A 14,358-nucleotide genomic window follows, 5' to 3' on the forward strand; every position below is an offset into this window, starting at 1 on the left:
TTGAGGTCGGATCCTGTGGGCCTGAGACCGACTGGCCGGATATCGTCTGCTCCGGCGGAGGGATCGAGGTGGATAGGGGGAGTTGCGCGCGTCGGTGGGGCGGTCGGGCGCTCGGTCGGGCTCATTCATCTGTCCTTCATTCGCTCGCGAAGTGCTCGCCGACCGGCTGATGCTTCCCGTGCGCTTCCTGCCGGCGTCGCACGACGACCACTCCCGAAAGGGGTGCGTCCAGTGTCCTTCGGGGTCGGACCGTCATCTAGGGCCTTTCGTCACCATCGCGTCGCCCCGGCATCACGCGGTCGGCCGTGACGCGGCGTCATTCGGCGGGAGGGCGGACGAGTGCTGGAGTCATAGCCAGAGACGCGGCCGGAGGAGCATCCGCACCGGCATGGAACCCAGGAGCTCGCGCTCCTGCAGCGGGGTGGTGCGCTCGTCGAGAAAGTCCAGGATCAGATCCGCGTCCAGGGATGCGAACGCGGCCCGCATGAACCGGACGGCCGCTTCGGGATCGTGCAGCCACATGCGGAGGACGGGCTTGTCGTAGAAGCGGAACCGCCGCGGCGGTTCCGGGCTGCGGGGCGACCCCGTCGCGGCGAAGCTTGAGGCGACGAGCTGGGACTGATGGAGGATGCGGGTGAAGCCGTACCCGGTGGTGGCCTTGATGATCCCGGACGCTGCACCGACATACAGATGCCGTCCCCGGGGTGCCTGGCGATGCAGGCCGAGGGGGATGGCACCCAGTTCCACGGCAAGCGTCGAGAAGCCGGTCACGCCGCAGGTACTGCGCAGGTAGTGGGCGGCCACGGCGTCGAAGGGCCTGCGGGGGAGGGGTGCGTCGCCGCGTGTGATCCTCGTCGTCTCCACGAGGGCCTCGCGCGGCGAGACCGGGAGCAGACAGTGGAAGCGGCCGGGTTGGCCATCGTCGCTCGACCTGAAATCCATGAACGTCGCGACCGACGGGTCGAATGATTCGCGTTCGGTGCGCACCCGGCGGATCTCACCGGTCATGAGCAGGGGAGGGGCCGCCCCGGACGGGGGTGCGGTGCTGTCGCAGCAGTGCGAACCATCGACGACTCGTCCGTCCGCCAGCGTCACCACCACCCGGCCCCTCTGGACGTGGACGCGCGCGGCATGGGCGTGGAGTCGCGTGATGCGCGGATCGGAATCGATCACCTGGTCCAGGCAGTCGAAGATTCGCTGTGAGGACGTCAAGGACAGCGTGTGGCGATCGAGCGACAACCTCCGCAGGCCGGCCGCGGAATCGACGGCGAGTGTCGTGTAGCTCGCCGAAGGGGTCAGGTGGAGCGGCAGAGCGCCGTCGTACCAGTACACGATGGAACGGTGCTGGTAGCGGCTGCTGTCGTCGATCAGGAGGATCCGCACATCGCCCACACCCGGGTGGATGCTCAGGTAATAGGCGAGGCTCCGTCCGGCGAGTCCGCCGCCGGCGAGGATGATGTCGAAGTCGGGGGTCCCGCGCGTCACCGGGAACCACGCCCCTGACCGACCGACGCCGGCGGAGTGACGACGGGATCCTCAGGTGCCTGCGTCTTCAGCCGCCCTGTCCTTGTCCTTGTCCGCCCCGTCCTCCGACCCGTCCTCGTTCGCCACCTGGTGGACGACGAGGACCGGACAGTGGGCGTGGGAGACACAGCTGGTGCTGACGGAGCCCAGGAGCAGTCCGCGAAACGTTCCGTGGCCCCGCCGTCCCACGATGAGTAGGGCGGCGTCGCGGGAGGCCTGGACGAGGGCCTTGCCCGGGTGCGCGAAGACCACCCTGGTCTCGAGGCCCTCCGGCGCGGTGCCCCCGAATGCCGTGGTGACGGCGTGCTCCAGATGGATCTTGGCGGCGTCTGCGAACTCACTGGTGCCGAGCGGAACGTACCCCGGGTATTCGGCGGGGTAGTCCCACGCCGCGACCGCAAGGATCGTCGCATCGAAGACGGGGGCCAACCGCTGGGCGTACCGCAGCGCCTCGACGGACTGCGGCGAACCGTCGACGCCGACGACGATGCGGGGCGCGGCTGCTGTGCTCATGGATTCTCTCCTCGGTATTCGCTGCGATCAGGGTGGTGCTGCTGCTGCCTGAAGCGTGCCTACCGGTAGCCGAGCACGACAGGGTCTTTCGTCCTGTTGGGAGAGGATCAGACGGGGTGCTTTCCGGAAGGGGCGTTCGTCCGCGGCCGGGATCGCCGCGAAAGGTGAATGGTCCTCAGAATGGCTGCTGTAGTTGCGCTCTCCAGACACCGCGGAGATCTACCTCGTTGCAGAGGGAATGGAACCCAACACAATTCGTATTGCTTCTGGCTCCGGATGCTTCATCCTGCCCGAGGAAGAGTTCATAGGTGGGGGCTTCTAGGCATACCCGATGGGCGAGCCAGGCCCGTGACGCACCGTCGGCGACGGTCCACGCGACAGGCAGCAATTGCAGCATGTCCGATCTCAACCAACGTGGCACTCCAACCTAGCTCTGACAAGGACTAATGCCATCTTCGATGAGACGAGCATGTAGCTTTCGTCTCACTCGACATGGCATCTTCGGATCTTGCTCGATCTGACGCCCCCAACTGGGGATCTTCATATGCTCGGCCGGCGTCAAGGACTTCGTTCATGAACTACGCTCCAGGCTGTAGGGCATGAGGTCCAACTCGGACGCGCCCGTGCTGCCCTGTCCACCTTGCCAGGATGTCAAGAACTTCCCCCACCAACGTGAACCGTACGACCCGGTCAGCGCTGTCACCGAACGCTGACGAGAACTACAACTTCTTCTCGGGGTCAGGGAAGGCGTCGGTTCGACGCTACGTGCCCCATCCAGCGATGATATGTTGCGTGGAGTTCGCGACTGCCGTGAAAGACTAGTTCTAGTTCAGAGATGTGACGTCCAAATTTACGCGACGAAACTTCCGGTCTATAGCGAGTAAGAAGAGGGTTTGTGGCATACGAATTCGATCCATCCCATGTCCCAGTCGTGGCTGATCTGCTCGACAGAGTTGCGGACTCCGCGCCCGACCTTATGAGGTCTTGGGAACGCCTTGCTGCCCTCGAGGAGTACCAGCTTTTAGATGAAGACCTGAAAGCAGAGATGGATTTTCTCTTTGTTTATGAGCTGCAGGAGGATTTGGGTAGCGCAGGTGACGTCAAACTCGTTGAATCTGGCCTCTCCTTAACAGCTACTCGCCCTATGTCGCAGACGCCAGCAAGTGCCTGGCAGTTGTGGTCTAATGTGGCTGCACATCTCCGGTCCCTAGTGATCCAAGCTCACATTGCCGACATGCTCCTCACCGGAAAGCTACAGAGAAAACCTGAACACGCAGCATCGACAATTGCTTGGTATTTGAAGGCCTCAGAGATTGTTGAATTGCCTGCGCAGGAGGTCGCCCTTGCGCTTGGTAGGGCAAACACTATTGCGCGTTCCAGGGGAATGGCAGAGGAACTAACTGTGCGCGCGAAGATGCACCTTCGAAGCGAAGCTTTTGTCGCCAATCGGGCGGATGGCGGCCCGGCGCTGACCCTCTTAGCTGCGCTATCGGTGCCTCCGCGTGGCGGAGTGTTTGAACCCAATGAGCGAGAATCTGTACGCACAAGGCTTTTGGCACTAGGGGAATCATCGAGCACCTTTATTGACGAGATAGGTAAGACACTCGCGCGTCTAGCTGACAACGTCGCCGAGTTGGAGTTCGCAAGGAGATGGCATGTAGAGCAATACCTAACGTTGGCCACTTCCGCTGATCACGGGATGCGGAAGATGCATCACGCGCAGACTGCGGCAGATTTGGCAAGTAAATACGGCCTACAGGATTTGAAAGACTCTGCAGTGTTGGTCATGCAATCGGTGGACCCTGACTCCATGGGTTGGGAAACCGTGAGGACCGAGGGGACAATGTCCAAGAACGTCTTCCGGGCATATCTTCGCAGATACCGTCGCGCACGGCACTGGGGCCATGCTCTGTCGGTTTTTCTCGCCGGCCCCTCTCCTTCCGGAGACCATCAGTCAAATGTTAGGAGCGCAGAACGCGCCGCTATGGGATCGATAAGAGCTTTCATCACTCGTACGGTTTTCGGAACGCACGGACTTCCTGAGCGCACGGACGGCGACTTTATGAATGATGAGATCGTTCGGGCCGAGACAATTATGCTGAGCACGACCTCGATACTGCTCAACCTTGAACTGGAATATGTTCGTGATCGCTTCTCACCACCGAAGGCTGACCAGATTGCCGACTGGATGGTGGACAAGCTATCGGCTGACTCGACGCTTGCTGGACAATTCGCGAATGCACTGGTGTTGCACTGGGATGCGAAATATTCTGATTCCGCTCGCCTGTCAATTCCGCTCGTCGAGAGTGCTGCGCGCGGCCTGCTTCTCACACTCGATGAACCCCTCTATCGAACCCAGCAAGGCAAGTCCCCGGGCCGGTACCCCGCACTGGATTTTTACATTGATCCACTTTCTGACCGAAACCTAGACCCCGACTGGGTTAGGGCACTCCGTGTGACTCTCCTTTCTCCTGGCATGAACCTACGAAACCTTGCAGCCCACGGATTCCAGATGAACTTTTCTGCCAGTCAATCTGCACTTCTACTTCGCCTTGCGGGCCTCTTCTGCGCGATGCCTATCGGTATGGGTCAGGACATGCTCGAAGCCCAACCGGTAGTGATAAGAAAGCGGCTTCGGCGCCGCCTGGGGTGGGTTTGGGTCTGACAACCACCAATGCTCGAGCGTTCGCTGAACTATTTCTGTGGGGTGGGCGACTATATGGTCTTCATCAGTTTTGACAGCCATATATTCTCATACGGGCAATTCCCGCAGGGCCCAAAGTGTCAGACGAGGGCGATAAGGCAGCGGTCCGCCACATAGCCTGAGACAAGCATGCGAAGTACAGATTCCGCCACTTCCGACGAGAATTCCGCCACCTGCGTTGAAACAGGACACAGCAAATGGCACCGAGGAGGAGGGGCCGCTCGGCTTTACTTGACATAATGTAGATTATCGGCGATTTAAGCACCGGAGTAAGAGCCGACTGAGAGGGGCGGCTTCCACAGCTGCTATGCCAGCCGGATGGCAGGCATAGAGCGTGAAGAGCGCCTAGCGGCGTGCGCTGGAGCGGAGGCGCTGCACGGCGATGAGGGCTGCCGATGCGACGAGGACAACGAGACCCACGTAGAGCAGGAACTTCAGGGTCTCGACGGCTATGCCGATGACGAGCAGGACGAGTGCGACCAGGGCAAGGACGATCAACAGGGGTCTCATGATTCCAGTATGTCGGCCATGGGGCCGCTCATCGAATCCGCCGTCTTCCGACCGCATCGTCGCTGTAGTAGACCCCGGTCAGAGGCGTGGACGGTCGGAATCTTCTGCACCTGGGTGAATCCGGCACTTTCGAGGGTTGGACGGAGTGTCACACTGACGGCGCGGCTGCCTCTACCATCGGCGATGGTCATTGGCGCCGAATCTAGGGTCTGACGCCGCCCCTCGCCGGGCACGTCCTCTGTGGCTCGTTCTCCTGCATCATGGTTGCCGTTGTGACCGGTGGTGTTGGCCGCGGCTGCCGTCAGATCGGTGTTGGCGCGCAGCCGCCCCCTCTGCCTTTCTGCCATGCTGTATTTCTTTGCTGCCGCTCTCCTTGCGCCTCCTGAGGGATGTGGGACCCGCTGGTGCGGGAGCGCTCGAGCAGCACCGCAGGCCAACGCGGTTGGTCGTTCTACATCATCGGTGCCGGCTTACCCAACCTCCCCACCACCCTCAGTGAAGCCCGGACTTATGCCGAAAGGCTCTTCACCTACCGCACCATCGGCCCACTCGCTGACGCAGATGCGCAGTACGCCCTGACGCGGCCGGCGAAAGAGATGGGCGCCGAGTTCTCCCAGGAAGCGCTCACCGTCCTGCTTGATGCCTCCGGCCGATACCCCTACTTCATCCAGGAGTTCGGCAAAGCGATCTGGGACGCAGCTCCAAGCACACCCTTCAACGAGGAAGACGCCGAAGTGGCAGTGTCCATCGGCCGGAGCCAACTCGACGCGGGTTTCTTCTCCTCTCGCTGGGGACGCGCGACACGCAGGGAACGCGGTTATCTTGGGGCGATGGCAGACGATGGCGATGCCGGATCCAGTACCAGCACGATTGCCGAGCGCCTCGGCGTCAGAGTCACTGCCCTTGGCCCCGCTCGAGCGCAACTGATCGACAAGGGCATCATCTACTCCCCCGCATACGGACACGTCGCTTTCACCGTCCCAGGCATGTCCGCCTTCATCCTCAGACAGCAGGACGATTGACTCCCCGCACGACAATTGGCTTCGCAACGGGTTCCTGCAGAAGCCAGCCCTGACTGCGCCATAACCCTGTGGTGCAGTCACCGGGCAACGACGAGGAAGCCTGCGGCGAGTCGACCCGACAGAACATCGCTTATCGTCGGTTTCTATAGATCTACACAGCCCCCTACTCGTTCCGGGTTGCTGGCGGTGGACGGTGCAACCAGGGGTTTGTCGCTCGAGTCTTCGAGGCGTTCAACTTGAGTTTCGGAGGCTGCGCTCTTGGCCGTTGTAGGAGAATCGGACGATGACATCATTGACGCTGCGCGCGTCGTTGCCGAGGTCGTTCGGGGAGTTGGACGGCGCCGGGTTGCGAGGATCCGACGAGGAGGACGTCGAGACGAACCAGTACACGCAGGATGATTTGAAGTATCCGGTGTGCTGCGTACTTGCCACATAGAACTCGGAGGGGTCCCTCCTGACGTCCTGCCCCTGGATGAAGGTGTATTCAAGAATGGTCGGTTGGGCGGCGGAGTTACTTTTCCTCCACCGGAAGCCACTTCCCCATGTCGAGGGATCCCACCATACGGAGGTGACGCGCCGTTTCCTTTCCGTGGTGAACTCGTACCCGGCTTCGTGGAAAACCGCGAGGTGCGTGCAGATCGTGGAGATCACGAGGCGATCGTCACCACCGTTGGAGGTAAGGGTGATGCTGGCCATGACGGTGACGTCCTCACTGCATAGGGCTGGTCGGGATATTCGGTCTAGTCGAGCCCGATCCTGCCCCGTAGACTCCAGTCGCCGTGGCCTTCGTCGGGGAGGTCCTCGCCGATCTCCAGGTCCTCCCCGAGTGCGATCTGCAGATGAGACATCTGCACCTGGGCGACGCCCAGCGGGTCGTCCTGGTCCGCGATGACGCCGAGCCCGATCGTTCCGAACAAGAGCCACCACCAGTTGATCCCGTTGACGACGGCGTCTGTGACCTCCTGCCGGATCCGGATTTCGATTTCCTCTATGACTGCTTCAGTTGGTCCCTGCTGCGACAGGGAGATCGAAGGCATGACGGTATCCGTCATCTCTTCCCTGAACGAGTCGCGCAGTGCCCGGCGCGCGTCTTCGGCGACGTCGTCGGCGGTGAAGTCTTCTTCCATGAGCAGGTAGATGGCACCGAAAACACCGGGAATCCCGCCGACGGTACCGGTAACGAACTCGATCGCTAAATCGGCGAGAAGCTGACTGGAGTCACCCGTGCTCGGGGGGCAGGCATAGCCTCCTCCGAGCGAGTCGAGAATGTCCTGGAGCGACACCGCGGCGTCGTCGATGAACTCGGCAACAAGCGAATCGGGCTGGATGGTGATGCTTGTTGGAAGTGGCGTCAAAGTGGTGCGGTACTGGCCTACCGCTGGAGGGACAGGGACGGTTTTGGTGCCTGAGAAGAGGCCTCCAGCATCGACTCCGTCTCCGGCAAGGTTCAGATTGCCGTGGCTCCCCGCGGGTGAGCGGACGGTCGGTTCGCCGTCGAGGGAAAGATGGAGGCCAGTGTTGTCGACCTCGATCGATGCCGACGCCCGGCTGTCCTCACCATCGATCTTGAAGAAGACCGACCAGAGGTAGGGTTCGGCTCCCCCGACGGCCTCGCCGTCGTCGCGGACAACCAGTCGGTCTATCTCGCAGACCACGTCGGTCGGATTGAGAATGGTTGCCATGGATTGTCCCCTCAGTGTGAAAGATAGGTGAGCCGGACGCCGCTGAAGCGGATTCGTGGTCTTGAGGCTGTGCCGGCCAGATCGACGCGAGTCGCTATCAACTTGGCGACCATCTGTGTCGGCCCGAGACGAACCGTGAGTGGCGGCACGTCCAAGGGCCGTGAAAGATGCGGCGTGCGGCCCCGCCGCAGGCTGATGACAGCGTTGCCGAGCGGAACGATCACGTGTGTCGTTTCGGCGTCCTGCCATCGGCCGTTGCGTTCGATGACGGGGCGTGCCGTCCCGCGGGGTAACCGGAACCGCAAGGCCCCGGAAATGTCGACGCCGCTGAGCTGGCCATGCTCAGGTTCACGGATGAAGACCAGACGGCACCGATCGGGTTCCTTCACTGTTCGATTCCTGCCGAACAGCGCGACCATTCCGTGCGGCTGGGGTAGTTCGATCGAGATCTCACGCGTCGCGGAGAACTCGACGATGTGCTGATAGCTGCCGCGCAGCGGACCCTTGGTGACGCGCTGGCCTGTGAAGCGCTCCAATCGCACATCTTCGGTCCATGCGGGTGGCCCGGAGGGGGTTACGGGGCGGCCGGGCCTGGCTGGTGTCGATGCTCCGAGCCAGGCGGTGAACGGGTCGGTCCCATAGAAATACGACAGCGGGAAACCCGCCGGGACATGGGGCAACAGGTCATTGTCAGTGGGCCCGTGCACGATGCCGCCGACGAACGGACGGCCACCAGGTCCGGACGGGAGCTCCCCACCAACGGGTCTTATGGGCATGTCGTCTCCGGATTCATGAGGACGAACGGAATGAACCCCGGATCACAGAATCGGGGCTGCGGAACGGTGTGGACGAGGACGTGGCCGGTGGGCTGTCCCAGACCGGCCGGCCAACCGCGGGGCGATCCATCAGTATTGAGCGGATCCTCGATGGTTGACCCGAGATGCTCCCGCCACAGGTGCATCCTGTAGTCGCGTGCGAATCGGCAGGCCTGCACTGGTTGCCCACCGATTTCCGCGTCCTCGATCACCGAGTCGACGATGGCCACCCCGATCTCGGTGTCGGTGGACATACTCCGACGGTTGATATTCGCGGTGCCGATTACGGCGTACCGGTCATCGACGATCATCGTCTTGGCGTGGACGTAGATGTCATCGTTTCCCTGCCCCGATTGCCGGAGGTGAAAGGTGAAAAGACGATCGGGGGCAGCTGCGCGGATCAAGTCGATGCATTGCTGGCGAAGGAAGTTATGGTACGGAAGCAGACCTGCCACGTCGTAGTTGTTGGTCAGCAGTAGGATCACGGATACGTCGCGCGCTGCCGCGCGGGCGAGGGCGTCGACGACGCGGCACGGCCACAGGTACTGGTCCTCGATGTACACATAGAACTCGGCCGCATCAATGGCCCTAATCAGGGCGGCCTCGTAGGTGTGATCGCCGTCTGGGGCGAACGGATAGACCTTCCGGTCGCCCGCGCTGTGCGCCCTGGTCTGGCACGGGTACGTTGCCACCACCTGGACGTGACAGGTCCCAGGACCTGGCGGGCTCGGACGATCCGAGACCGGGATCGGGGCGGGTGAGCTGTTGCCGGCAGTGAATGGTGCTCCGTTGGGGCGGCGCGGGTCATTCCAACGCTCCGTAAATCCGTCCCACAGCTGCCCGACGGCAGGACCTTCGATGCGGGCCTGAACGTCATGCCAGGCATCGAACAGTTCGCGCTGGCGTCCTGCGGGTTCATCGTGCGCGGGGCGGTCCCACCGGTCCGGAGCGACATCGAGCCCTCCCACGAACGCAACATCGTGGCTGCTATCGCCCATGACCACGAACTTCTGGTGATGCGAGGCGAACGTTCCCCCAGGCAGCCGGTCGTCGAGCACGACCTCGCCACCGCCTCGATCCACGATCTGTGCCATCTCAAGATTCTCTGCGCCGTGACCGGCCCCGAAATCGCCCACCGTTCCCGGAACATACCAGAGCAGCGCCCGGAGGGAGACGCCAGCGTTCAGCTGACCTTCGAGGATTTCCCGCACAGAAGGAGAATTCGGCAGGTCGCCGAGAAGACGGGTGGTCGGCGCCAGACGCCACCCAACGAAATGGATATAACCGTCCTGCGATACGGCAAGCAGTTCGTCACGCAACCTGGACATGTAGGCTTGACCATCAACAAGAGCCGTAACAGCATTGCCCGAGGTACTGGAGGGTTGCTGACGGGTTTCCGACGAACTGAGGAACCAGTCCTGAGGCGTCACGCCGGACATGGCGCTTCCTGGCTCCCCCTCAAGGGCGAATGAGCAGTTGCCAGCCCCTCCCCAGTGGTCAGGCCACTGCGTGACGACGACCGGCGGGCCTCCCAATGGGCGTCTACCGAGTGCTCATGGCCGAATGTGGTGACTGCCGCTGGAGCTGCGGACTGACACAAGTACCGGTCGGCCTGTCGTACTTCAAGGCTGGGTGATGCACCGCATTGTCCGGGTAATGGAGCCGCTCCGGATCGTCGGGCAGATGACCGGTCTGATCCAACGCTTCCCGTGGCCGCGCGCATAGGCTTCCCTTACCCGCAACGTTGCTTGAAATGGCCGACCCACCGCGGCAACAGTGGAGGCCTTGGTGAAAGCAAGGGTGCGCTTTTCGCGCTGCCAGGTCAAGACCGCGCTATCGGTAAGACCTTTAATTGACCAAAGTTCATCGAGGGTTGAGATCACCGGTCCCGCGCTGAAGGGCTTCCGGCAGCTTGGAGGGAGTTGATCCTGAGTTGCAGACGTAGCCCGAGCCGCACCTATGACATTGGAGTGTCAGGCCCGAACTCCCGGACTCAGTAACTCTGTGAGTACACGAGTTGATACGTGCGGCGTTCCGGTGGAAGTTTTTCCGAGCGACGGCACACCCGCCGGTCGCCCGGCGGCGCTGGTCGCTGTCGCGCACGGTTGAGTCGTTGACGGAACGACCTCTGATAGTTGAGGCTTGGCACCGGACACACTTGGCGTGTCACGCTTGCTGCGTGGATCTTAAGGTGACACCGGACGTGATCATTCCGGCGACCGAGTTGCAGTGGAAGTTCTCCAGGTCGTCCGGGCCTGGCGGGCAGCACGTCAACACTTCTGACAGTCGGGTGCAACTCACCTGGGTGCCGTCGGAGTCTGGTTGGGTTCCCGGGTAGGAGTCCAGTGGTTGTGTGAGTTTCGCATCCGATAATGGGTGCAGGAGGAGATTCACGAATCATGGCACGTAGACATACCCCGGAGCAGGTCATCGCGAAGGTCCGGCTCTACAATCATGAACGGCCCCACGGCTCCCTCGACGGAATGACACCCTCGACATACTGGAAACGCTGGACCGCAGAGAACCAATTAGCTATCGCATAGCAACTGGACTGCTAACGGGGACCCAATCAAGTCGTCAGCGCTCAGCGATGAGCAACGAATGCGAATCGTTGACCAGTTCGCCCGGAGCTCTGTCTCGGGTGCGATCACGGTAACGGTGTCGGAGCAGCGGTCCCAGTTGCGTAACCGCGAAATCGCCCTTGGGTCGCTCCGCGACATTGTGGCCGCTGGACTTGCCCCTGCGCCTCCATTGCGCAGCGCGACGCGACCCACGCGCGGCTCGGAACGTCGCCGTTCCGCGCACAAGCAGCGGCGATCCGCGACCAAGCGGCAACGTCGACGGCCCACCAGCGAGTAATGGCTCCTGTGGCTGGTGCCTTGTGACGCAGGCGGACTCTGCAAGATGTCCCAGTACTGGTCCTGCGCGGATTCGAGGATCCGCGTCTAGGAGCGGAGGTCTCCTGCATCTTTGCATCAGTAGTGGTTGATCACTCCGGACCAATCTTCTGGCGCGCTGGAACTCTGTGACTCTGTCGGTCTGCGCTGTGCTGACCCAGTGCGTGCCTGCAGGCGAGCGTCAACGCATGACTGGTCCTGCCCGATGCTCCCCCGGTCGGATCCGCGGCCGTCAACCCGCCGATGTCACCTATCGGAGCGCGGGGTGCATGCCGAAGAGAGCGCCCCTCCTAGCGCTCGGAGGCTTGCGTGTCTATGCCTCTGTGTATCTGTTTTTCAGTGGAGCATGCAGTGGGCATGGCCCGATTGCGTGGGTTGGAGTATCAGCGTTCCATCCGGGAACCGGTCGCGAATCTGTGGGCAGTCAATAGCGGAGTGCCCGGGAGCTCACGGAGCCGCTGATCGGGCGACAGCCGATGCTGCCCCGGCGAGTCCTGTAACTGCGTCGACGAGGAGCGCGAGTTCAGGCACCTCACGGGCCTCCTGCAGCGCTTTCCTTAGCGCCCGCTCGTGGGCGGGCTGGACCGACCCCAGCAACTCCGCTCCGGCCTGGGTCAATTCCGTGTAGATGCCGCGCCGGTCATCGTCGCAGAGGATGCGGCGCAACAGCCCGCGCTTCTCAAGACGTGTCACGAGGCGGGTCGTCGCACTCGGGCTCAATGCTGTTGCCCGGCTGACCTGCTGCATCCGCATATGCCACGATCCCGGCTGACGGCCCAGGACACTGAGCATCGTGAACTCCACGACGGAAAGCTCGCCGGCGTCCTGCAGCGCCCTCTCCAGTTCCGCTTCGATCCGATTATGCAGCGCCGCCAGAGTGCGCCAGCCCTGGGCTTGAACCTCGATTGCACTGTCGTCGACACTCATCGCAGACACCTCTCCACAGTAGTTGTTTGCGCGGCATACCTTCTTGTGCAACGATATAACCCGCGCCTGCAACTAGTTTAGTCGATGGGCCGGTCGGGTTGTCGCCACTGCTGCAACCACTCGTACCGCGGCACGCCCCGATCGAACACGCATGCGCGTCTCCCACGTAGTTCCCCTCGAAGAAGGATCATCATGCCCAAAGGTCTTGTAGCCCTCGCTCTGGGCGGGTTCGGTATCGGACTGACCGAGTTCATCATCATGGGGCTCATGCCCGAGGTCGCCGGCACCTTCGGAGTCACCGAAGCCCAGGCCGGTTGGCTCATCACCGGCTACGCCCTCAGTGTCGCGGTCGGAGCTCTGGTGGTCACGGCCGCAGTGACCCGACTCCCCCGGAAACAGGTCCTGCTCGGTCTGCTGGTCCTGTTCATCATGGGAAACATGCTCGACGCCGTGGCACCGACCTACAACCTCATGATGCTGGGTCGCATCATCGCAGCCCTCTGCCACGGCGCGTTCTTCGGCATCGGTTCCGTGGTCGCCGGCTCGATGGTGGCCCCCGAGAAGAAGGCGAGTGCCATCGCCGTCATGTTCACCGGCCTCACGGTCTCCAGCGTCCTCGGTGTCCCCCTTGGCACCTTCCTCGGCCAGGCCTTCGGATGGCGTTCGACGTTCTGGGCCATTACCGTCATCGGGGTCGTCGCATTCATCGGCATCGCCCTCCTGGTACCTGCGACCGGGCGCGATGACACTGCCATCAGCCTGCGCCGCGAACTCCGTGCGTTCCGTTCCGGCCAGGTATGGGCGTCTTTGAGCATCACCATCCTCGGCTACGGCGGCATGTTCGGCGCCTTCACCTACATCGCCTACCTCCTGACCGAGGTCAGCGGCTTCCCCTCCAGCGGTGTCCCGTGGCTCCTCGTCGTCTTCGGCGTAGGGCTCTTCGCGGGCAATCTCATCGGCGGACGCGCCGCCGACCGTGCGCTGGACCGCAGCCTGCTCATCATCCTCTCGGCGCTCACCGTGGTCCTCGTCGTCTTCGCCCTGCTCGCCGAGAACAAGGCCGCCACAATCATTTCACTCATTCTGATGGGCGGTTTCGGATTCGCGACCGTTCCCGGTCTGCAAATGCGCGTCATGAAATACGCCGGCGAAGCCACCACGCTCGTCTCCGGCGCCAACATCGGCGCGTTCAACATCGGCAACGCACTCGGCGCCTGGATCGGTGGTGTCACCATCAGCGCAGGACTCGGGTACACCTCCCCGATCTGGGCCGGCGCCGTGATCACGCTCGCCGCAGTCGTCGTCCTGACGCTCTCCACGACGCGCGCGGCCCGGCCGCATCGGCCCGTTCAGCTCGACCTCCTCGACGCAAGCCGACACGTCGCACCAACACGATGACCGTCTGCTCCGTCGGACCGGCGAGACGAGATACTCCTTTTCGATTACGGCCGCAATAATTCGAGGTGAGGTTTCTCGCTCAGAGGGTGGAAAGTTGCGCTGCGCCGAAGGACACCCCGAACTGCACACACCAGAGGTCGACGGCCGGGAACCGGTCGAGATCGACGTCATCCGGGATGGGGTAGACCTGGTCCCCCTGGTTGCCCTTGATCGGGCCGAGATCCACGCGCTCCGCTGATCCGGCCGTGTACCACCCGTCCAAACCCTCGACCACGTCGGCCGCGCTGAGCCAGACATGGACGTCGGGCCCGTTCGTGGTCTGGAGCCCTTCGATGGCCAGCAGCCGTGAGCCGTCGGGCTGAACGA

14 protein-coding genes are annotated in these 14,358 nt (G+C 62.5%); 5 read left to right on the plus strand and 9 right to left on the minus strand.

Annotated elements, in window-relative coordinates; genetic code table 11:
• Positions 1-348: 348 nt before the first annotated feature.
• Entirely contained in the window at positions 349-1,485 is a 1,137-nt protein-coding gene (locus ACSGDB_RS09085; RefSeq protein ID WP_434994276.1) for a lycopene cyclase family protein, read from the minus strand.
• Positions 1,486-1,536: 51 nt separating this feature from the next.
• Positions 1,537-2,037: a universal stress protein gene (locus ACSGDB_RS09090; protein ID WP_434994277.1), complete on the minus strand. Its 501-nt coding sequence runs from the start codon at positions 2,035-2,037 to the stop codon at positions 1,537-1,539.
• 895 nt (positions 2,038-2,932) lie between these two features.
• On the opposite strand from ACSGDB_RS09090, the gene ACSGDB_RS09095 reads away from it, so the two are divergent.
• A complete protein-coding gene (locus tag ACSGDB_RS09095) occupies positions 2,933-4,702 on the plus strand; it encodes a hypothetical protein (RefSeq protein WP_434994278.1) in 1,770 nt (589 codons plus the stop codon).
• A 384-nt stretch (positions 4,703-5,086) separates the two neighbouring features.
• On the opposite strand, the gene ACSGDB_RS09100 is transcribed toward ACSGDB_RS09095, so the two are convergent.
• Positions 5,087-5,251, minus strand: coding sequence for a hypothetical protein (locus ACSGDB_RS09100; RefSeq protein ID WP_434994280.1), 165 nt, complete (start codon positions 5,249-5,251; stop codon positions 5,087-5,089).
• 404 nt (positions 5,252-5,655) lie between these two features.
• Between ACSGDB_RS09100 and ACSGDB_RS09105 the strand changes: the two genes are divergently transcribed.
• Positions 5,656-6,273, plus strand: a complete 618-nt coding sequence (locus ACSGDB_RS09105) for a hypothetical protein (RefSeq protein ID WP_434994281.1) — start codon at positions 5,656-5,658, stop codon at positions 6,271-6,273.
• 231 nt (positions 6,274-6,504) lie between these two features.
• On the opposite strand, the gene ACSGDB_RS09110 is transcribed toward ACSGDB_RS09105, so the two are convergent.
• From ACSGDB_RS09110 to ACSGDB_RS09125, 4 genes are all read right to left on the minus strand, one after another.
• Positions 6,505-6,969: a hypothetical protein gene (locus ACSGDB_RS09110; RefSeq protein ID WP_434994282.1), complete on the minus strand. Its 465-nt coding sequence runs from the start codon at positions 6,967-6,969 to the stop codon at positions 6,505-6,507.
• A gap of 44 nt (positions 6,970-7,013) precedes the next feature.
• A complete protein-coding gene (locus ACSGDB_RS09115) occupies positions 7,014-7,955 on the minus strand; it encodes a hypothetical protein (protein WP_434994283.1) in 942 nt (313 codons plus the stop codon).
• 11 nt (positions 7,956-7,966) lie between these two features.
• Positions 7,967-8,491, minus strand: a complete 525-nt coding sequence (locus ACSGDB_RS09120) for a hypothetical protein (RefSeq protein WP_434994284.1) — start codon at positions 8,489-8,491, stop codon at positions 7,967-7,969.
• Between the two features lie 230 nt (positions 8,492-8,721).
• Entirely contained in the window at positions 8,722-10,209 is a 1,488-nt protein-coding gene (locus ACSGDB_RS09125) for a phospholipase D-like domain-containing protein (protein ID WP_434994285.1), read from the minus strand.
• A gap of 764 nt (positions 10,210-10,973) precedes the next feature.
• On the opposite strand from ACSGDB_RS09125, the gene ACSGDB_RS09130 reads away from it, so the two are divergent.
• Positions 10,974-11,108 (plus strand): peptide chain release factor-like protein, encoded by a 135-nt coding sequence (locus ACSGDB_RS09130; RefSeq protein ID WP_434994293.1) that lies wholly within the window; start codon positions 10,974-10,976, stop codon positions 11,106-11,108.
• Positions 11,109-11,169: 61 nt separating this feature from the next.
• The gene (locus ACSGDB_RS09135; RefSeq protein WP_434994294.1) at positions 11,170-11,313 is read left to right on the plus strand and encodes a hypothetical protein; all 144 of its coding nucleotides are present in this window, start codon (positions 11,170-11,172) and stop codon (positions 11,311-11,313) included.
• 801 nt (positions 11,314-12,114) lie between these two features.
• On the opposite strand, the gene ACSGDB_RS09140 is transcribed toward ACSGDB_RS09135, so the two are convergent.
• Positions 12,115-12,594 (minus strand): MarR family winged helix-turn-helix transcriptional regulator, encoded by a 480-nt coding sequence (locus tag ACSGDB_RS09140; protein WP_434994286.1) that lies wholly within the window; start codon positions 12,592-12,594, stop codon positions 12,115-12,117.
• A gap of 192 nt (positions 12,595-12,786) precedes the next feature.
• On the opposite strand from ACSGDB_RS09140, the gene ACSGDB_RS09145 reads away from it, so the two are divergent.
• Positions 12,787-13,992 carry an MFS transporter gene (locus tag ACSGDB_RS09145; RefSeq protein ID WP_434994287.1) on the plus strand — a complete coding sequence of 402 codons (1,206 nt, stop codon included), beginning with the start codon at positions 12,787-12,789 and terminating at the stop codon, positions 13,990-13,992.
• A gap of 79 nt (positions 13,993-14,071) precedes the next feature.
• Here the strand turns inward: ACSGDB_RS09145 and ACSGDB_RS09150 are convergent.
• The coding region (locus tag ACSGDB_RS09150) for a DM13 domain-containing protein (RefSeq protein WP_434994288.1) at positions 14,072-14,358 on the minus strand (287 nt) is incomplete at its 5' end.

Origin of the sequence: Arthrobacter sp. Ld5, from assembly GCF_051172775.1 — a bacterium.
GTDB lineage: Bacteria > Actinomycetota > Actinomycetes > Actinomycetales > Micrococcaceae > Arthrobacter_D.